Annotated in this window: 17 protein-coding genes; 5 read left to right on the forward strand and 12 right to left on the reverse strand. The window is 69.7% G+C overall.

Annotated features, from left to right (window positions below):
* Positions 1–57 precede the first annotated feature (57 nt).
* Positions 58–861 carry an isocitrate lyase/PEP mutase family protein gene (locus ACYVOK_RS10510; protein ID WP_460662110.1) on the forward strand — a complete coding sequence of 268 codons (804 nt, stop codon included), beginning with the start codon at positions 58–60 and terminating at the stop codon, positions 859–861.
* Between the two features lie 104 nt (positions 862–965).
* Here ACYVOK_RS10510 and ACYVOK_RS10515 read toward each other — a convergent pair whose 3' ends face one another.
* The 6 genes from ACYVOK_RS10515 to whiA form a co-directional block, all read right to left on the reverse strand.
* Positions 966–1,325: an RNA polymerase-binding protein RbpA gene (locus ACYVOK_RS10515; protein WP_460662111.1), complete on the reverse strand. Its 360-nt coding sequence runs from the start codon at positions 1,323–1,325 to the stop codon at positions 966–968.
* A gap of 15 nt (positions 1,326–1,340) precedes the next feature.
* Entirely contained in the window at positions 1,341–1,574 is a 234-nt protein-coding gene (gene secG, locus ACYVOK_RS10520; RefSeq protein WP_132145086.1) for a preprotein translocase subunit SecG, read from the reverse strand.
* Positions 1,571–2,392 carry a triose-phosphate isomerase gene (tpiA, locus tag ACYVOK_RS10525; protein ID WP_460662112.1) on the reverse strand — a complete coding sequence of 274 codons (822 nt, stop codon included), beginning with the start codon at positions 2,390–2,392 and terminating at the stop codon, positions 1,571–1,573. Before tpiA ends, secG begins: the two co-directional genes overlap by 4 nt.
* The gene (locus tag ACYVOK_RS10530) at positions 2,389–3,603 is read right to left on the reverse strand and encodes a phosphoglycerate kinase (RefSeq protein WP_460662113.1); all 1,215 of its coding nucleotides are present in this window, start codon (positions 3,601–3,603) and stop codon (positions 2,389–2,391) included. The genes tpiA and ACYVOK_RS10530 overlap by 4 nt, the downstream gene beginning before the upstream one ends.
* Before the next feature lie 89 nt (positions 3,604–3,692).
* Positions 3,693–4,700 carry a type I glyceraldehyde-3-phosphate dehydrogenase gene (gene gap, locus ACYVOK_RS10535; RefSeq protein WP_460662114.1) on the reverse strand — a complete coding sequence of 336 codons (1,008 nt, stop codon included), beginning with the start codon at positions 4,698–4,700 and terminating at the stop codon, positions 3,693–3,695.
* Positions 4,701–4,952: 252 nt separating this feature from the next.
* Complete coding sequence (gene whiA, locus ACYVOK_RS10540; protein WP_112238983.1) at positions 4,953–5,936, reverse strand: DNA-binding protein WhiA; 984 nt, start codon at positions 5,934–5,936, stop codon at positions 4,953–4,955.
* Positions 5,937–6,078: 142 nt separating this feature from the next.
* Here whiA and ACYVOK_RS10545 point away from each other — a divergent pair, with 142 nt between their 5' ends.
* Positions 6,079–6,585: a SigE family RNA polymerase sigma factor gene (locus ACYVOK_RS10545; RefSeq protein ID WP_460662115.1), complete on the forward strand. Its 507-nt coding sequence runs from the start codon at positions 6,079–6,081 to the stop codon at positions 6,583–6,585.
* The gene (locus tag ACYVOK_RS10550) at positions 6,582–8,012 is read left to right on the forward strand and encodes a hypothetical protein (protein WP_460662116.1); all 1,431 of its coding nucleotides are present in this window, start codon (positions 6,582–6,584) and stop codon (positions 8,010–8,012) included. Before ACYVOK_RS10545 ends, ACYVOK_RS10550 begins: the two co-directional genes overlap by 4 nt.
* On the opposite strand, the gene ACYVOK_RS10555 is transcribed toward ACYVOK_RS10550, so the two are convergent.
* The 3 genes from ACYVOK_RS10555 to uvrC form a co-directional block, all read right to left on the reverse strand.
* Complete coding sequence (locus ACYVOK_RS10555) at positions 8,009–8,950, reverse strand: gluconeogenesis factor YvcK family protein (RefSeq protein ID WP_460662117.1); 942 nt, start codon at positions 8,948–8,950, stop codon at positions 8,009–8,011. The two genes, ACYVOK_RS10550 and ACYVOK_RS10555, sit on opposite strands and share 4 nt — an antisense overlap.
* An 89-nt stretch (positions 8,951–9,039) precedes the next feature.
* Entirely contained in the window at positions 9,040–9,906 is an 867-nt protein-coding gene (gene rapZ, locus ACYVOK_RS10560; RefSeq protein WP_460662118.1) for an RNase adapter RapZ, read from the reverse strand.
* Positions 9,906–11,936, reverse strand: coding sequence for an excinuclease ABC subunit UvrC (uvrC, locus tag ACYVOK_RS10565; RefSeq protein WP_460662119.1), 2,031 nt, complete (start codon positions 11,934–11,936; stop codon positions 9,906–9,908). Before uvrC ends, rapZ begins: the two co-directional genes overlap by 1 nt.
* A gap of 82 nt (positions 11,937–12,018) precedes the next feature.
* Between uvrC and ACYVOK_RS10570 the strand changes: the two genes are divergently transcribed.
* Positions 12,019–12,474, forward strand: coding sequence for a DUF6194 family protein (locus ACYVOK_RS10570; protein WP_460662120.1), 456 nt, complete (start codon positions 12,019–12,021; stop codon positions 12,472–12,474).
* Positions 12,475–12,622: 148 nt separating this feature from the next.
* Complete coding sequence (locus tag ACYVOK_RS10575) at positions 12,623–13,843, forward strand: S8 family peptidase (RefSeq protein WP_460662121.1); 1,221 nt, start codon at positions 12,623–12,625, stop codon at positions 13,841–13,843.
* Between the two features lie 56 nt (positions 13,844–13,899).
* Here the strand turns inward: ACYVOK_RS10575 and ACYVOK_RS10580 are convergent, their stop codons facing one another.
* The 3 genes from ACYVOK_RS10580 to eccD form a co-directional block, all read right to left on the reverse strand.
* On the reverse strand, positions 13,900–14,454 hold the full coding sequence (locus ACYVOK_RS10580) for a Rieske (2Fe-2S) protein (protein ID WP_460662122.1): 555 nt from the start codon (positions 14,452–14,454) through the stop codon (positions 13,900–13,902).
* Positions 14,455–14,643: 189 nt separating this feature from the next.
* Positions 14,644–16,326: a MinD/ParA family ATP-binding protein gene (locus tag ACYVOK_RS10585; RefSeq protein WP_460662123.1), complete on the reverse strand. Its 1,683-nt coding sequence runs from the start codon at positions 16,324–16,326 to the stop codon at positions 14,644–14,646.
* Between the two features lie 12 nt (positions 16,327–16,338).
* Positions 16,339–17,661, reverse strand: coding sequence for a type VII secretion integral membrane protein EccD (gene eccD / locus ACYVOK_RS10590; RefSeq protein ID WP_460662124.1), 1,323 nt, complete (start codon positions 17,659–17,661; stop codon positions 16,339–16,341).
* Between the last annotated feature and the right edge of the window lie 2 nt (positions 17,662–17,663).

The following is a 17,663-nucleotide window of genomic DNA, read 5'->3' on the forward strand; positions in this document are numbered from 1 at the left end:
GCCGCCGACGCTGATCGTTCGGCCGGTGCCGAACCGTTCGGCTGCGAGGATGCCGGTATGACGTTTCGCGAGCTGCACAACGGATTCTTCGTCATGCCGAACGCCTGGGACGCGGGCAGCGCGGTGGTGCTCGCCGATGCCGGATTCCCGGCGATCGCGACCACCAGTGCCGGGATCGCGTTCTCGCTGGGCAAGGGTGATCACACCCTCCCGGACGGTGCTCCGGCCGTGTCGCGGGAGGACATGTTCGCGCGCGTCCGGGAGATCACCGAGGCCAGCGCCGTACCGGTGAACGGCGACCTCGAGGACGGCTACGGGCGGGAGCCGGAGAAGGTCGCGGAGACCATCACTCTGGCCCGCGCGGCGGGTCTGGCCGGCGGGAACATCGAGGACTACGACGGGCGAGAGTTGTACGACGTCGAACTCTCGGTCGAGCGGATCGTCGCAGCCCGCGAGGCCGCTGGGCCGGACTTCGTTCTCACCGCCCGCACCGACGGCCAGTTGCTGCGGACGCCGACCTCGCTCGCCGACTCCATCGACCGCGCGAACCGCTTCCGCGCAGCCGGCGCCGACTGCCTCTACGTCCCCGGCGTCAACGACCTCGACGCGATCCGCACGCTGGTGCGCGAGATCGACGGCCCGCTCAACGTCGTCCTCGGCCTCGGCACGTCATCGCTCACCGTCCACGACCTCCAGGCTGCCGGCGTCACCCGAGTGAGCCTCGGCGGCAGCATCGCCCGCGCCGCTCTCGGCCTGGTACGCCGCGCCGCCCAAGAACTCCTCACCACCGGCACCATCACCTTCGCCGCCGTCCAGATCCCCCAGGCGGAGCTCAACCAACTCTTCGCCGGCCGGCCGTGAACACCAGCGGCCCGGAGCAGCAGGCTCCGGGCCGCTCAGCCGCACCCCGAGAACGCCGACAGCCCGGACCGATCCAGGACCGGTCCGGGCTGTGAGGCGTCGTACTAGAAGATGACCTCGCCGCGGGCGCGGCGGGCGCGGAGCTTCTCGAGGGCCTCTTCGAGGATCTCGTGGGCCTCCTGCTCGCTGCGCCGCTCCTTCACGTAGGCCAGGTGGGTCTTGTAGGGCTCGATCTTCGGGGGCGGGGGCGGGTTGTTCACGTCGGTGCTGGTCGGCAGACCGCACCGCGGACAGTCCCACGCCTCCGGGATCGACGCGTCCACCGCGAACACCGTCGCGGTCTCGTGCCCGTTGGCACAGAAGAACACGATGCGCTGCCGGGGCGCGGTGTCGCCGCGCTCCGCCTCGCCCATCGGACCCGCACCGACCCGGCTGCCACGGATCGCACTGCCACCACCAGCCACGGGAACCTACTCCCCTCAGCCGAGCTTGTAGAGCAGGCCGAGCGCGACGATGGCGGCGAACCAGATCAGCCCGACGCCGATCGTAATCCGGTCCAGGTTCCGCTCGGCGACCGAGGAGCCGCCCAGGCTGGACGAGACACCGCCACCGAACAGGTCCGACAGACCGCCACCGCGGCCTTTGTGCAACAGCACGAGCAGCGTGAGGATGAGGCTGCAGACGATCACGACGATCGAGAAAGCGAGAATCACGAGGAGTAGCCTAACTGAAGGTCCAGGTAACGGCAGATGCCGGCGAACTCGTCCACCTGAAGGCTCGCACCTCCGACCAGGCAGCCGTCGACATCCGGTTGGGCCATGATGCCACCTGCGCTGGCCATCTTCACCGACCCCCCGTAAAGAATCCGCACCGAGTCGGCCACCGACGGTGAGATCGTCTCCTCGATCCGGCCCCGGATCGCCGTGATGACCTCCTGCGCGTCCTCCGGAGTGGCCACCTCGCCGGTGCCGATCGCCCAGACCGGCTCGTAGGCGATGACGAGCTTGCGGACGTCGTCCTGCTTCAGGCCGGCCAGCGCACCATCGACCTGGGCCAGCGTGTACGCGACATGCTCGCCGGCCTTGCGGATCTCGAGCCCCTCGCCGACGCAGACGATCGGGATCAGCCCGTTCTCGAGCGCCTTGGTCGTCTTCGCGTTGACCAGCGCGTCGCCCTCGCCGTGGTACTGCCGCCGCTCGGAGTGGCCGGCCAGCACGTAGGTGCAGCCGAGCTTGGCCAGCATCGACGCGGAGATCTCACCCGTGTACGCGCCCGCGTCGTGCTCGGACACGTCCTGGGCGCCGTACTTGATCTTCATCCGGTCGCCGTCGATCAGCGTCTGCACGCTGCGCAGATCGGTGAACGGCGGCAGCACGGCCACCTCGACCCGCTCGAAGTCGTGCTTCTTGTCCTGCAGCGTCCACGACAGCTTCTGCACCAGGTGCACGGCTTCGACGTGGTTGATGTTCATCTTCCAGTTGCCCGCCATCAACGGCGTGCGGGCAGCTGCTGCATTGTCAACGGCAGTCATCCGGACTCTGTTCCTTCTTCCAGTACGGCGAGACCCGGGAGCTCCTTGCCCTCCAGGTATTCGAGCGACGCCCCACCACCGGTGGAGATGTGCCCGAACCGGTCGTCGGCGAAGCCTAGCTGGCGGACGGCCGCGGCCGAGTCACCGCCACCGACCACGCTGAGGCCGTCAACCTCGGTCAACGCCTGCGCGACCGCCTTCGTTCCGCCCGCGAACGCCGCCATCTCGAAGACACCCATCGGGCCGTTCCAGAACACCGTCCTGGCACCGGCGATCTCGGCGGCGAACGCCTTGCCGGACTCCGGTCCGATGTCCAGGCCGAGCTGGTCGGCCGGGATCGCGTCGGCGGCCACGACCGTCGCCGGTGCGTCGGCCTTGAATTCGGGCGCGACCACGATGTCGGTCGGCAGCACGATCTCGACACCCTTGGACTTCGCGGTCTCCAGGTAGCCCTTGACCGTGTCCAGCTGGTCTTCCTCGAGCAGGCTCTTGCCGACCTCGTGACCCTGCGCCTTCAGGAAGGTGAAGACCATCCCGCCGCCGATCAGCAGCTTGTCGGCCTTGGCCAGCAGGTTCTCGATCACCGCCAGCTTGTCCGACACCTTCGCGCCGCCGAGCACGACGACGTACGGCCGTTCCGGGTCCTCGGTGAGCTTCTTCAGGACCTCGACCTCGGCCAGCACCAGGCCGCCCGCGGCGTGCGGGAGCTTGCGCGCGACGTCGTACACACTGGCCTGCTTGCGGTGCACGACGCCGAAGCCGTCGCTGACGAACACATCGGCCAGCGCCGCCAGTTCCTCGGCCAGCGCCTCGCGCTCGGTCTCGTCCTTGCTCTCCTCGCGCGAGTCGTACCGCACGTTCTCCAGCAGCAGCACCTCGCCCTCGTCCAGGTCCTGTACGGCGGACTGGGCGCTGTCACCGGTGACGTCGGAGGCGAAGTGCACCGTGATGCCCTCGGGCTGCAGCAGTTCGCCGAGCCGCTTGGCCACCGGGGCCAGGGTGAACTCCGGGTTCGGCTTGCCCTTCGGGCGGCCGAGGTGCGCGGTGACGATGACCTTGGCGCCGGCCTTGGCCAGCTTCACCAGCGTCGGCACGCTGGCCCGGATGCGGCCGTCGTCGCCGATCGTCTCGTCCTTGATCGGCACGTTCAGGTCGGAGCGCACCAGCACCCGCAGGCCGGCCACGTCCCCGAGGTCTTCGATGGTCTTCACAGTTCAGCAATCCTTGCGGCTCAGGCATGAGCCTGCGCCCGGCGCCGGCACGGAGCCGCCCCGGACGCAGGCTGTCGCGAGTGAAGGGGTCAGAGCGAGGCGCCGACGTGGTTGACCAGGTCGACGAGGCGGTTGGAGTAGCCCCACTCGTTGTCGTACCAGCCGACGACCTTGACCTGGTTGCCGATCACCTTCGTCAGGCCGGCGTCGAAGATGCAGGAGGCCGGGTCGGTGACGATGTCGGTGGAGACGATCTCGTCCTCGGTGTAGGTCAGGTAGCCCTTCAGCGCACCCTCGGTGGCGGCCGCCTTGTAGGCCTCCTTGACCTCCTCGACGGTGACCTCGCGGCCGACGGTCACGGTCAGGTCGGTGGCCGAGCCGGTCGGGGTCGGAACGCGCAGCGCGTACCCGTCCAGCTTGCCCTTCAGCTCCGGCAGCACCAGGCCGATGGCCTTCGCCGCACCGGTGGAGGTCGGCACGATGTTCAGCGCGGCGGCGCGGGCGCGACGCAGGTCCTTGTGCGGGCCGTCCTGCAGGTTCTGGTCCTGGGTGTACGCGTGGATCGTGGTCATCAGACCCTTCTCGATCGTGAACGCGTCGTGCAGGACCTTGGCCAGCGGGGCCAGGCAGTTGGTGGTGCAGGACGCGTTCGAGATCACGGTGTGCTTCTCGGCGTCGTACAGCTCGTGGTTCACACCCATCACCACGGTCAGGTCCTCGTTCTTCGCCGGGGCGGAGATGATGACCTTCTTGGCGCCGTTGTCGGCGTGCGTCTTGGCCTTGGTGGCGTCGGTGAAGAAGCCGGTCGACTCGATCACCACGTCGGCGCCGACGTCGGCCCACTTGAGGTTGGCGGGGTCGCGCTCGGCGAACGCCTTGATGCTGTGACCGGCGACCGTGATGTCGTCCTCGGTCGCGGAGACCTCACCCGGGAAGCGGCCCAGGATCGAGTCGTACTTCAGCAGGTGAGCGAGGGTCTCGTTGTCGGTCAAGTCATTGACGGCGACGACCTCGATGTCGGCACCGGACGCCTGCACGGCGCGGAAGAAGTTACGGCCGATCCGGCCGAAGCCGTTGATACCTACGCGTACGGTCACGGGACTGCGTCTCCTCAAACTAGCTATGAGCACTGCCGCTACAGCCCGAACACTAGCCGAAGAGCCCACTCGATCAACTGGTACCGTCCACATCAGACCACCGGCGTCTCAGGGGGTGTGCCAGACCAGACCACCTGCTGGTACACGCCGCTCCCGCGTGCGCTCCCCCACCCGTCCGCGTTCCGGACCCTCCAGGCATGCGTACGGCGGCCTCCGGACACCTGCCGAAGACCGCCGAACTGTGAGACAGGGTCAGGCCGGGTCGAGCATGTCCGGGGTGAGGTTGGCCTCGGTGTTGGGGATGCCGAGGTCGGCGGCGCGCTTGTCGGCCATCGCGAGCAGGCGGCGGATCCGGCCGGCCACCGCGTCCTTGGTCAGCGCCGGCTCGTGCAACTGGCCGAGCTCCTCCAGGCTGGCCTGCTTGTGCTCCAGCCGTAGCTTGCCGGCGACCTGCAGGTGGTCCGGTACGTCGTCACCGAGGATCTCCAGCGCCCGCTCGACCCGCGCACCCGCGGCCACCGCGGCCCGGGCCGAACGACGCAGGTTCGCGTCGTCGAAGTTGGCCAGCCGGTTCGCGGTCGCCCGGACCTCGCGGCGCATCCGCCGCTCCTCCCAGGCCAGCACCGACTCGTGCGCACCCAGCCGGGTCAGCAGCGCACCGATCGCGTCGCCGTCGCGGATCACCACGCGGTCCACGTTGCGCACCTCGCGGGCCTTCGACCCGATGCCGAGCCGCCGGGCCGCACCGACCAGCGCCAGCGCCGCCTCCGGCCCGGGGCAGGTCACTTCGAGCGAGGACGACCGGCCCGGCTCGGTCAGCGAGCCGTGCGCCAGGAACGCACCCCGCCACGCCGCCACCGCGTCGCAGGACGCACCCGAGACCACCGCCGGCGGCAGGCCGCGGACCGGGCGGCCGCGGTTGTCCACCAGGCCGGTCTGCCGGGCCAGCGCGTCGCCGTCGCGGACGACGCGGACGACGTACTTGGTCTGCTTCCGGATGCCGGACGGGGAGATGACCACCACGTCCGACGGGTGCCCGAAGATCTCGGCGATGTCCTTGCGCAGCCGCCGGGCCGCGGCACCACTGTCGAGTTCGGCCTCGACGACGATCCGTCCGGACACGAGATGCAACCCGCCCGCGAAGCGGAGCACGGACGACACCTCGGCCTTGCGGCAACAGGGTTTCGTGACCTGAATGCTGGTCAACTCGGACTTCACCTGTGCTGTCATCGCCATGAAGGCATCCTCCCACCGTTGTCAAAGACCCTCAGGCCGTAATCCTCCAACTGAGACCGTCCGAACTGTGTTACGCCGGTCTGCAACCCAACCGGCCGCCGGCCGCGTTCCATCGGCGACACTGCTGACAGGAGGGGACCGGATGCGAAGACGCGACGACGACGAGTTCACCGAGTTCGCGGCGATCACGATCCGGCGGTTGCGGCGTACGGCGTACCTGATGTGCGGCGACTGGCACCGGGCCGAGGACGCCGCCCAGGACGCGCTGGTGAAGGTCTACCGCCGCTGGCACCGGATCAGCCGCGGCGACGCCCTGATCGGCTACGCGCACAAGGCCGTCGTCACCGCCGTACTCGACCAGTCGAGACGCCCCTGGCGCCGCGAGCACCTGGAAGACCCCGGTGACTCCGGTCCGGCGGCTCCCGACCCGCTGCAGGCGGTGGACGACCGCACGGTCGTGATCGAGGCGCTCGCCCGGCTCGCTCCCGGTCAGCGGGCCTGCGTCGTACTGCGCCACTACGCCGACTTCAGCGTCGAGCAGACCGCCGAGATCCTCGGCATCAGCCCCGGCGGCGTGAAGAGCCAGACCTCTCGCGGCCTCACCCACCTCCGCGAACTCCTCGGCCACTCCGAAAGGAGCGCCTCATGAGCACCGACATAGAACGCCTCCTCGCCGCGGCCGCCGACGACTCCGACCGGCCGCTGCAGACCGACATCGACACCATCCTCACCCGCGGCCGCCGCTCGGTCCGCAGCCGGCGCATCGCCGCCGTCACCACCGCCGCACTCACCACCGCGGCCGTCATCGGCGGCCTCACCACCTGGTCCTCGACCCGGACCGACAGCGAGGGCCCGGCAGGCACCGAGAAGGGCCAGACCATCACGATCGACGTGAACACCGGCCGGATCGTCGACAACGAAACCGGAAGGACAGTCGTGCCGGCACCGCCGGTGAGCCCGTTGTCCGACGCCGAGGTCCTTCGCCGCTGCCAGCAGTACGACCGCGAGAACGTCGAGTTCCTCCGGGAGCGCAAGGCCAACCTCTGGGACACGGCCGGCCCCATCGACGCCCGGTGGAAGGTCGCCGTGAAGAGCGGCGACCAGTCGCTCCTCTCCGCGGCGTTCCTGTCACCGGACAAGTCGATCGTCTCGACCTGCACCATGGATGCACCCGAGAAGCCATCCACCAACGGCCGCCACAGCGTTACGGAGGTGCTGCCCTCCAGCCGGAACAAGATGCCGGACGCTGTCGAGGCCGCCCTGCGGGTGCCGGTCCCCGGCGCCGTGCGCGTCCTGGTGGAGAAGACCGGCGACGAGAGTCCGCGCGAGGCGCTCGTCGGCACCGACGGGTTCTACACCCTGGGCTACGACGGCACCAGGAACGTCCGGAGCGAGGTGAAGCGGGTCCGGGCATACGACGCCACCGGCAAGAAGATCTGGGAGCTCGAGCGGAAACCTGCCACGGCGCGGACGATGCCGACCGTGGATCCGAAGATCACGATCAGGACGGCCGACCCGATCGAGCCCGTGGTGGCGGTGACGAAGGACCCGCAGACCGGGAAGCCGTTCGCGCCGGCGCCGCCGGTCAGTCCGCTGACCGACGACGAGATCCGTACCCGGTGCAAGACCCCGGACGGCGCGTACTTCAAGAACTCGGGCGGGCAGCCGGCCGGAGACCGGCGGACGTACGACGCCGGACCGATCACGACGGACTGGGAGGTCGTCCTCAAGACCGGGACCGGTGCCGACTTCACCGCGCTGCTGGTGTCACCGGGGCGCAACGTCGTCGCCTGGTGTCACGTGCTCGGGCGAGGTGACTACGACTACGGCCGGTCAGGCGTCCAGGCCGACGGGAGGTTCGCCGACAGCTTGGGGTGGGCCATGGTCCCCGACGGGGTCGCGCAGATCGTCGTCGACCTGCCGAAGTACGGTCCGACCCGTGCGCTGATCTCGAACGGCTACTACATCTGGGGCCTGACCGGCGGGAACTCCGACATCCAGACGGTCCGGGTCCGCGGGTACGACGCCCAGGGCAAGCAGGTGTACGACAAGCGGCAGCAGGTCGACGCCAGTTAGGCGAAGATCTCGCGGTAGACCTTGGCGAGTTTGTCCGGGGCGTGGTGGAGGAGACGGTCGTCGTCGGCGATATCGGCGATGACCAGCTCCGCGCCGAGGGACTCCGCCGTACGGTGCAGCGATGCCGGATCCGGCACATGCCCCTCGTCCGCGAGCACCACGTCGATGCGCAGGTCGGGCGCGTGCGCCGCCAGCACCTCGAGGTGGGTCTCCGGCGAGAAGCCGTCGGTCTCCCCCTTCTGCTCCCCCAGGTTGAGCGTCAGCACGCGGCGGGCGCTGGTCTGCTCCAGCCCGCGGCACAACGCCGGGACGAGCAGATTCGGGATCACCGACGTGAACCACGACCCGGGACCGACGACGACCCAGTCGGCCTCCGCGACGGCCACCAGCGCCTCCGGACAGGCCGGCGGGTCCGCCGGGTCGAGGGCGACGTCGATGACGTGCCCCTCGGTCGTCGCCACCTCGGCCTGGCCACGGATCTCGGTGATCGCCTCCGGACGGTCCGGGTCGAGCCCGAGCACCCGGGCGGTGATGTCCAGCGGTACGGCGGACATCGGCAGGACCCGGCCCTGGGCACCGAGCAGCCGTGCGACCCAGTCGAGCCCGTCCACCGCCTCGCCGAGCAACTCCCACAACGCGACGATCAGCAGATTGCCGACCGCGTGGTCGTGCAACTCGCCGTCACTGCGGAAGCGGTGCTGCAGTACGTCGGCCCACGTCCGGCCCCACTCGTCGTCGCGGCACAGCGCCGCCAGCGCCATCCGCAGGTCACCCGGCGGCAGGACGCCGAGCTCACGGCGCAGCCGGCCGGACGAGCCGCCGTTGTCCGCGACCGTGACGACCGCGGTCAGCTGGTCGGTGACATGACGAAGTGCGGACAGGGAGGCGGCCAGACCATGCCCCCCGCCCAGTGCGACGACCCTGGGCGCTCGTGACACTGAGCGTGGGCCTGGGGGTCCCCCAGACGACACGCCGGACCCGCCCGGTCCGTGCTCTCCGCGGGCAGGGGTGTCCCAGTGGCTCTCGCTCACTCGCGCCCCAGATCCCGGTGTACCACCAAGGTCGGTGACCCTCTCTCGCGCAGCCTCCGGGCGATCTCCTCGGCCATCGCGACGCTGCGGTGCTTACCCCCGGTGCAGCCGATCGCGACGGTGACGAAGCGCTTGCCCTCGTTCAGGTAGCCGGTCCGCAGGGTGTCCAGCACGTCCACGTAGTTCTGCAGGAACTGCTGGGCCAGCGGATGGCCGAGGACGAAGTCTGACACAGGCTTGTCCTGCCCGGTCATCGGGCGCAGGTCGGGCTGCCAGTACGGGTTCGGCACGAACCGCATGTCGGCCACCACGTCGGCGTCCACCGGGATGCCGTACTTGAACCCGAACGACACCACGGTCGCCCGCAGCTCGGCGTTCTCCTCGTCGCCGAAGGCGTTCACGATCTTCGCGGCGAGCTGGTGGATGTTCATGTTCGAGGTGTCGATGACCAGGTCGGCGCCGGCCCGGATGTCGCCGAGCAGTTCGCGCTCGCGCTGGATGCCGGTCAGCAGCCGGCCCTCGCCCTGCAGCGGGTGCGGCCGGCGGACACTCTCCTGCCGGCGCACGATCACGTCGTCGGAGGCCTCCAGGAACAGGGTCAGCGGCCGGTACCCCTTGGTCCGCAGATCCTGGATCGCCGAGCTCAGCTCGTCGAAGAACAGCCCGGTCCGTACGTCGACGACGACCGCGAGCCGCGGTGACGCGCCGGTGCCGACGACCTGCTCGACGATGGTGGTGAGGAACATCGGCGGCAGGTTGTCCACCACGAACCAGCCGAGGTCCTCCAACACGTCCGCGACCGAACTCCGTCCCGCGCCCGACATGCCGGACACGATGATGAGATTGCCGCCCTGGTCCGCCATCAGTTCTCAGTTCTCCCTGGATCCCCGTCGGGCGCCCCGGCCGGCGCCGGGACGTCGTCGTCCAGTATCTCGCCCGTGGTCATGTTCACCGCCGGCGCCCGGCCGGTGTCGGCCTTCGTTGCCGCCGTGTTCACCGCGATGACCACGGATTCCGCGGTACGGCGACCGAAACCGGGCAGCGCGGCCACCTCGTCGACCGTGGCCTGGCGCAGCTTCTTCAGCGACCCGAAATGCCTCAGCAGCGTCTTGCGGCGTACCTCGCCCAGCCCGGGGACGTCGTCGAGGACGCTTTCCACCATCGACTTCGAGCGCCGGCTGCGGTGGTGGGTGATGGCGAACCGGTGCGCCTCGTCGCGCAGCCGCTGGAGCAGGTAGAGGCCCTCCGAGGTCCGGGAGAAGATGACCGGGTCCTCGTCGTCGGGCAGCCACACCTCCTCGAGCCGCTTGGCCAGGCCGCAGACCGGGATGTCGCCGAGGCCGAGCTCGTCCAGCGCCTGCCGCGCGGCCGCGACCTGCGGCGGACCGCCGTCGACCACGACCAGACCGGGCGCGTAGGAGAACTTGCGCGCCCGGCCGGTCTCCGGGTCGATCAGACTGGCCGCCGGGTCCTCGTCGTCCTGCAGGGTCGCGCGCTCGTCGAGCAGCCGCCTGAACCGCCGGGTCAGCACCTCGGCGATCGAGGCGACGTCGTTCTGCCCGTCGACACCCTTGATCACGAACCGCCGGTACTCGCTCTTGCGCGGCAGGCCGTCCTCGAACACCACCATCGAGGCGACCACCTCGGTGCCCTGCAGGTTCGAGACGTCGTAGCACTCCAGCCGCAGCGGCGCCTCGGGCAGGTCGAGGGCGGCCTGGATCTCCTCCAGCGCCTGGTTGCGGGTGGTCAGGTCGCTGGCCCGCTTGGTCTTGTGCATGGTGAGCGTCTGCAGCGCGTTCCGCTCGACGGTCTCCATCAGCGCCTTCTTGTCGCCGCGCTGCGGCACCCTGATGAACACCTTCGAACCGCGCAGCTCCGACAGCCACTCGGTCAGCGCGCCGGCGTCCTCGGGCTCGGTCGGGACCAGGATCTCGCGCGGGATCGCGTCGCCGGAGTCCCCGGCGTACGTCTGCTGGATGAATCGCGAGACCAGGTCACCCGTGGTCGCCGTACCGTCGGCCTTGTCCGCGATCCAGCCGCGCTCACCGCGGATCCGGCCGCCGCGCACGTAGAAGATCTGCACCGCGACCTCGAGCGGGTCCTCGCTCAGCGCGATCACGTCGGTGTCGGTGCCGTCGCCGAGGACCACCGCGTTCTTGGCCAGTGCCTTCTCCAGCGCGGCCAGGTCGTCGCGGATCTTCGCGGCCCGCTCGTACTCGAGCTCGGCCGCGGCCGCCTTCATCTCCTTCTCCAGCCGGCGCACGTAGGTCGCGGTCTGACCAGAGAGAAATGCGGCGAAGTCGTCGACGATCTTGCGATGCTCCTCCTGGCTGACCTGACCGGTGCACGGCGCCGCGCACTTGCCGATGTAGCCCAGCAGGCAGGGCCGGCCGATCTGGCGGTGCCGGTTGAACACACCTTTGCTGCACGAGCGCATCGGGAACACCCGCAGCAGCAGGTCTACGGTCTCACGGATCGCCCAGGCGTGGCTGTACGGGCCGAAGTACCGGATGCCCTTCTTCTTCTGGCCGCGGCCGACCATCACCCGCGGATAGTCCTCGTTGAGGGTGATCGCGAGCCACGGGTACGACTTGTCGTCGCGGTACTTCACGTTGAACCGCGGGTCGAACTCCTTGATCCAGGAGTACTCCAGCTGCAGCGACTCGACCTCGCTGCCGACCACCGTCCACTCGACCTTCGCGGCCGTCGTCACCATCGCCTGGGTGCGCGGGTGCAGGTTGACCAGATCCTGGAAGTACGACGACAACCGGGCGCGCAGGTTCTTCGCCTTGCCGACGTAGATCACCCGCCCGGCGGCGTCGCTGAAACGGTAGACACCGGGCGAGTCGGGGATCGACCCGGGAGCGGGACGGTAGGACGACGGATCAGCCACCCGTCCACCCTAGTTCGCCGTACGGACAAACCCGGAATTCCGCCAAAGTCTCCACTGCTGGTTCAATGACAGACTTGAAGGTATGACTGCTGAAGAGATGGACCTCCTGATCCGGAGGTACGACGGCGTGCGCGCGCTCGAGGCCCAGGGCGACCTGTTCTACCTGTACGACCCGGAGGTGGACCTGCCGCCGGAGCGCCAGCAACCGTTCGCCACCATCGTGACCGGCGACCACTACGACAACGTCTCCCGGCTCGACGAACCAGGGGCCTGGCGGCTCAACCTCGGCCTGACCAAGGCGACGTACACCTCGCTGTTCGGGGCGGTGCCGACCGAGCGGGACGCGGACTGGGTGCTGGACTCCGGTCACGACTACGTCGAGCGGGACAAGTTGATGCCGCACCCGTTCTACGCCTCGCAGCACTGGGTCGCCATCGTGTCGCCGACCGATCTCGCCTCGCTCGAACCGTTGCTGGCCGAGGCGTACGAGTTCGCCGTCCGCAAGTACGACAAGCACCGGGCACGGCAACCCCACTGATGTTTTGCGGTCGTGTTGCGGCTTGCCTCATAGGCCCGGTTTGACCCCCGGTTGGGATGAGCGGACTGCGTAACGTGTCGCCCAGGGTAGATGTGCAGGACCTTTGCGTGAGGCAACTGGGCCTTGCGCTGACTCGAGGGAGCCGCCCATGTCCCCCATCCGTAGACCGCGGGCCGTCCTGGCAACGGTCGCCGCCGCCGTGCTCGCCAGCGCCGGGATCGTTGCCACCCCGGCCGGCAGCCAGGCCGCGCCGGAACCCGGTGCGACCATCCGCGGCGCCGGCACCACGACCGCGATCCCCGGTAGCTACATCGTCGTCCTGGCCGGCCAGCGCGGGCAGGCCGAGACGCGGGCCACCAACCAGAGCCTGGCCGGCACGTACGACGTCGAACTGCGCAAGCAGTTCGACTCGTCGGTGAAGGGCTTCTCGGCGGCGATGAGCGAGGAGCAGGCCCGGAAGCTGGCCGGCGACCCGCGGGTCGCGTTCGTCCAGCAGAACCAGCGGATCACCGTCAGCCAGGACGACCCGCCGTGGGGCCTGGACCGCAGCGACCAGCGTGATCTCCCGCTGGACAAGAAGTTCGAGGCCTCCAGCACGGCCGAGAACGTGAACGTCTACGTGATCGACACCGGCATCTACGCCGGGCACAAGGACTTCGGCGGCCGCGCCTCGGTCGGCACCGACACCGTCGGCGACGGCCAGAACGGCGTCGACTGCATGGGTCATGGCAGTCATGTGGCCGGCACCATCGCCGGGACGACGTACGGCGTGGCCAAGGGCGCCAAGGTGTTCGGCGTCCGGGTGCTCGACTGCAAGGGCTCCGGCTCGACCGAGTCCGTCGTCGGCGGGATCGACTGGGTGACCAAGAACGCGAAGAAACCCGCGGTCGCGAACATGAGCCTCGGCGGTGTCGCCGACGACGCGCTGGACGCGGCGGTCAAGGCGTCCGTCGACGCCGGCATCACCTACGCCGTTGCCGCCGGCAACGAGAGTTCCGACGCCTGCGCGAGCTCGCCGGCCCGGGAGCCGTCCGCGATCACGGTCGGCGCGACCGACGACCAGGACCACAAGGCGACGTTCTCGAACTGGGGCAAGTGCGTCGACCTGTTCGGCCCCGGCGTCGACGTCCTGTCGGTCGGCATCACCGACCCGGAGTCGACGCTCAGGATGAGCGGTACGTCGATGGCCACTCCGCACGTGGCCGGTGGGATCGCGCTGTACCTGGCCGACCACCCGGAGGCCAAGCCGGCCGACGTGACGACCGCCCTGCTCGGTGCGTCGACGCCGGACAAGGTGGTCGACCCGGGCACCGGCTCGCCGAACAAACTGCTGTATCTCGGGAAGGTCGACCCGGCCGCGCAGCGCTGATGTGCTGAACGAGGAAGAGCCCGGCCCCCGAAGGCCGGGCTCTTCTCGTTGCGGCGTCAGGCCGACTGGACGATGTTGGAGCCCTCGACCGCGACGTTGACGGGCGGCAGCGGGGCGTTGGCCGGGCCGCTGACCGGGCTGCCGTCGGTGATGCTGAAGTGGCTGTTGTGGAACGGGCAGACGATCTGGCCACCCTCGACCGAGCCGATCGGGTTGCCCTGGTGGGTGCAGACGGCCGAGAAGCCCTTGTACTGACCGGCGGACGGCTGCGTGACCACGACCTTGGCCTCGGGGTACACCTTCCCGCCGCCGACCGGCACCTCGGAGGCCGGACCGAGCACAGTCCCGCCTGATGCCGGTGCACTCGACGACGGGGCACTCGACGGGGCCGAGCTTGCGGCGGAGGTCGGTGCGCTACCGGGCGCCGAGGTCGTCCCGGCTCCGCCGGCCGAGCCGGTGTCGTCGCCGCCGCAGGCGGCCAGGATCGGCGCGCCGGCGCCGGCCAGCGCGACCATCGCCGCGCAGCGCAGGACCGACCTCCGGTCGCGCAGGTCGCCGGCGGCGGGCGTCGCCTCCGGGGCGGTGGGTGGGGCCATCGTGTCATCGCTCATGAATCTGGACCTCCAAGAGCTTCCGGGTCAAAGTAGTTGAACGCTGTGCTTCCTTGATGTCTACCCCACCCGTCGAACTGCGGGGCGGATACCGGGTGAAACGACCAGATCGGCCAAACGGTTCAGCGTTTGAGCAACTTCGCCGGATTCAACCGCAGTTTGAGGCTTTCCGGTGAGCCGGCTGTGGGGTCAGCCGGCCGTCCGGGTCACCGTCTCGACCACCCGGGCGGCCAGATCGAGAACGGCCCGGCGGGTGCCGGACTGCAGCTCCTCCATGTGCAGCGGCCAGGACTGGGCGATGTGCAGGTCGAACGGCAGCACGAGCGGCTCCATACCGCGCTGCCGGAACGCTTCCACCAGCCAGGTGACCGAGGCCGGGTCGACGTTCTCGACCAGGCTGATCACCACCACACCACGGGTCAGCAGCACGTCCTGACCGTCCGGCGTGAGCTGGTCGAGCTGCGCGAGGCAGTACTCCGCCACGTGCTGCACCGACGGAAGGACAACGACGACACAGTGTCCGGAGCCGGCCATCTCGGCGCTGATCTCGTCGAACAGGCCGCCCGGGCAGTCGACCACGGCGAGGCCGACGTCGCGTGCTCCCTGGGTCTGTGCCTCGGCGAGCGTCGTACGCACGGCATCCGCGGTGCTCTCGCTGCGGAGCAGGCTGACCCGCTCGATCGGTCCGGCGCCGACGGTCAGCTCGAGTCGCCGGGACAGCTCGGCACCACCCGGGTCCGCGTCCACCGCGACCACCCGGTCGGAACGCTGCGCCGCGAGCATCCCGGCGAGCAGTGCGGTGATTGTCGAAGTACCACCGTTGGTGACGGGGCTCAGCACGCCGACGCGTCGCATGATCGCGATCGGCCGGCGGATCGTCGCGATGTTGTCCACGTCGCGCTGCATCCGGCCCGACGCACCGACCAGGTACGCCGCCTCGGACGCGATCCGGCGGAACCGGTCGAACACCGAGTCGCCCTCGGGAGCCGGCATCGGCCTGCCGATCTGATCCGACTGAGGCGTCGGCGGCGGTGGGCCCCAGCCGTCGGTGTGCTGCGGTGCAGGTCCCTGGTACGGCGGTTGCTCGTAGTAGTCCTGGTGCGGCACCTGCCCGGGGTGCTGCTGATCCTGCGGCGGGTACTGCTGCTCGTACACCGGCTGATAGGCCTGCGGCTGCGCGTACGGCGGCGGCTGCTGCGGCGGGTACTGCTCGTACGACGCCGGCTGATACGGCGCGACCTGCCCAGGCGGAGCCTGATAACCCTGCTGCGGCGGGTACTGCTCGTACGGCGGCGGGGCGTACTGCTGGTCGTACGGACCCGGCTGGTACGGCGGCGGCTGCTGGTAGCCCTGCTGCGGATACTGCTCCGGCGGATAGGGCTGCTGCGGCGGGTACGGCGGGTGAGGCGCGTACTGCTCCGGCGGATACGGCGGCTGCGGTGGGTACTGCTGAGGCTGGTACTGCTGTGGTGGGTACTGCTCCTGCGGGTACGGCGGCTGGGGGTAAGGCGGTTGCTGGTACGGCGGAGCCGGTGCCGACTGCTGTTGTGGGTAAGGCTGCTGATACGGCCCCTGCTGCTGATAGGAACCCTGCTGCTGCGGCGGCACGCCCTGCTGCGGCACGCCCTGCGGCGGCACGCCCTGCTGCGGACCGCCCTGCTGCTGCACGCCCTGGTGCGGATGAACCCTTTGCTGTGGTGGAACGCCCTGCTGGGGTGCGGGGGGCACAACTGGACCGCCCTGCCCGGCAGGGGCCGCGGGTGGTGCGGCGGGGGCCGGTGCGGGCGGGTTCTCCGGGCGGTCCGGGGCTTCGGCCGGTGACTGCTCCGCCAGCTGGCGCAGCATGTCACCCTGCCAGTTCGATTCAGTCATTCCATCCGGTCGTCAGAATGCGTGCAGCAGGTCGGAGTAGACGCCGAACACTCCCAGCGCCAGGGGCACGGTCACGATGATCGCCCCGACCTCAAGATAGTCGAGCAGCTGGGTGAGCCGCGCACGGACATGCTCCGCCGGTGCGAAACTGAGACCGAACGCGCAGAACATCGCCACCAGCACCAGCAACCCGAGCGCGATGAACGCGCCGCCCTGACCGTTGACCGCCGCGATCAGCACACACCCCGACACGATCGTGAACGCGGCCGCGAACAGAACGGCGACCTCGCTCACCAACGGGTACAGCCGCGACCGCGATGCCAGCAGGAACGCAAGCACCAGTGCCAGTGCCACCGACCAAGCACCGCCTTGGCGCAGCAGCATGATCCCGGCCACCGCGGACGACACCGCGATCGGCACGACCGCCAGTGCCAGGCCGAGGTGAGCCGCATTCAGAGCGCTCTGCACGTCCCCCCGCATGATCTCCTGACCGGCAGCACGCCGATCGTCCAGCCCGGACAGCCCGGACAACGCCAGCGCCAGCCGCGGCAGCAGACCGAGCAGCAGCACCGCCAGCAAGGCCGCGAGAGCGCCCGTGCGTTCCGCGGCGAGGCCAGTGCCGCTCCCGATCATCCACACCGCCACGAACAGCACCGACGTGGCGCCGGCGACCACACCGCCACCGGCCACACCGGCAGCTGCGTAGAACATCGGACCGAACGCCAGGCAGAGCGCCCCGACGGTGATGGACAGACCGAGCTCCCATCCCGCGTCCAGTGCCCAGAAGGCGGCGGTGAGGGCCAGTACGACGGTCGCCACCGTGACCAGCGGGATCGCGACCACGTTGTTGCCGGATCGGCCGAGCGCAATGCCGATGAAGGCGCAGATCGCGGCGAGCACCAACAGGATCACACCGGTCAGCGCGTTCGGCGCGGCGACCAGCAGCGAGATGGCACCGGCGACGATCGAGAACACCAGTCCGGCGCCGGCCAGGACCCTGCGGTGCGCGGGCTTGAACGTCGATGCGCGCCGCTTGAGGTCCTCGACGGCTTCCTCGGTCACGTCGTACACGGTCGGCGGCGGCGGCAGCTCACCCTCGGAGGCCAGCCGCAGTACCGCGCCGTCGATGATCTGCGCCGACGCGAGCGTGCCCTCCGGCGGCACCAGCGCACCGGTCGCGGTGGTCAGGAACCGCCGCTGCGGCGTCTGTTGCAACGGCTCGTCCAGCATCCGCAGCAAGTCCGGGAGCAGTACGCCGAGCGGCTCGTCGGCCGGCAGCACCGCATCCAGCCGCTTCCGCTGCCCGATCACCGTCACCCGGCTATAGATGCCCATCT

The sequence above is a fragment of the Kribbella swartbergensis genome (assembly GCF_054784135.1).

Excerpts from the sequence above, each read along its gene's own strand:
- ACYVOK_RS10510 (WP_460662110.1), top strand. The coding sequence starts at position 58 with ATGACGTTTCGCGAGCTGCACAACGGATTCTTCGTCATGCCGAACGCC.
- tpiA (WP_460662112.1), bottom strand. The coding sequence starts at position 2,392 with ATGACTGCCGTTGACAATGCAGCAGCTGCCCGCACGCCGTTGATGGCG.
- whiA (WP_112238983.1), bottom strand. The coding sequence starts at position 5,936 with ATGGCGATGACAGCACAGGTGAAGTCCGAGTTGACCAGCATTCAGGTC.
- ACYVOK_RS10545 (WP_460662115.1), top strand. The coding sequence starts at position 6,079 with ATGCGAAGACGCGACGACGACGAGTTCACCGAGTTCGCGGCGATCACG.
- ACYVOK_RS10550 (WP_460662116.1), top strand. The coding sequence starts at position 6,582 with ATGAGCACCGACATAGAACGCCTCCTCGCCGCGGCCGCCGACGACTCC.
- rapZ (WP_460662118.1), bottom strand. The coding sequence starts at position 9,906 with ATGGCGGACCAGGGCGGCAATCTCATCATCGTGTCCGGCATGTCGGGC.
- ACYVOK_RS10570 (WP_460662120.1), top strand. The coding sequence starts at position 12,019 with ATGACTGCTGAAGAGATGGACCTCCTGATCCGGAGGTACGACGGCGTG.
- ACYVOK_RS10575 (WP_460662121.1), top strand. The coding sequence starts at position 12,623 with ATGTCCCCCATCCGTAGACCGCGGGCCGTCCTGGCAACGGTCGCCGCC.
- ACYVOK_RS10580 (WP_460662122.1), bottom strand. The coding sequence starts at position 14,454 with ATGAGCGATGACACGATGGCCCCACCCACCGCCCCGGAGGCGACGCCC.
- ACYVOK_RS10585 (WP_460662123.1), bottom strand. The coding sequence starts at position 16,326 with ATGACTGAATCGAACTGGCAGGGTGACATGCTGCGCCAGCTGGCGGAG.
- eccD (WP_460662124.1), bottom strand. The coding sequence starts at position 17,661 with ATGGGCATCTATAGCCGGGTGACGGTGATCGGGCAGCGGAAGCGGCTG.